1 protein-coding gene is annotated in these 949 nt (G+C 58.6%); it reads left to right on the top strand.

Translation table 11 applies throughout. From position 1 onward, the window contains the following. The coding region (locus NKH52_RS35385) for a hypothetical protein (protein WP_352657842.1) at positions 1-216 on the top strand (216 nt) is incomplete at its 5' end. Positions 217-949 lie beyond the last annotated feature (733 nt).

Raw genomic sequence — 949 nt, 5'->3', positions numbered from 1 at the left:
GCATATGATGACAAGCATATCGAGCTCTATTTGAAGCTCATGGACGCTTGCGCCGACAGAGCCAGCGAAGAGGAGATGGCGCTGGATGTACTGGGTATCGATCCGGTCAAAGAGCCAATCCGCGCCCGTAAGGCCCTTCGCAGTCATCTCAAACGGGTGCTCTGGTTTATGCATGAGGGCCATAAGGAACTGCTTCCAAGCCGGCCGCCTCAATAACTGCGGCGCCGAACAAGGTTGCCTGAGAGATCAGGTGGCGCCCTCGGGGGATGCGAGGACACTTGAAAGCCGCAATCGGGTTATCATCGCCATACTGCGTGTGTTCGGCTCCGCACGGCAAGTGCCCTTGAGTCGAGGAGGAATGCACATGAAGAAGAAAGTTCATCTGGAAGCCTGCTGACCGATCCCTTGGGGCCCATAATCGGGTCCCAAGTTGTTCCCGACGAGCGTTGCGAGGGGCGGATGCAGGACCAGCCGGAAATCGAGCCCGGGCGTGAAACGAAGTCAACAGGTGCGAGGTTCGGCCTGCTGGTGTGGCTGTGTTGGCCGTAGGCGCCTTCATCTGGACCGGCTTCGGCGAAGGCATCCAGCAGGGCACGTCCAACGTCGTTCGGACTGTCATCGACAAGAGCATGCACTCGCCTTGGGCTCGGGCAAGCCCCCAACGCTCTTACAGAGGGCGAATGGTATCTCTCGGTGTACTACGGTCCCGACTTTACGGATGTCACCCCCGTCGGCCTGGGGCACCCCCTTCAAGGTGACATTCACGTCGGCCCCGGATTTGTCTGGCACCTACGAGAACGTTGCAGGGAGCGGCTCGGTAAGCGGCTTTGAACGACCCGGTCAACTCGTAATGACCTACTCCGGAGCAGATGGGATGTCCCATGGAGTTGCCATTCTCCAAGACATTCAGACCCACCTGTCTTCCAACAACGTCGAGCATGATTACGTG

It is taken from the genome of Mesorhizobium sp. M1066, assembly GCF_040318635.1.
GTDB lineage: Bacteria > Pseudomonadota > Alphaproteobacteria > Rhizobiales > Rhizobiaceae > Mesorhizobium.
This window is presented reverse-complemented; position numbering and strand designations above follow the sequence as displayed.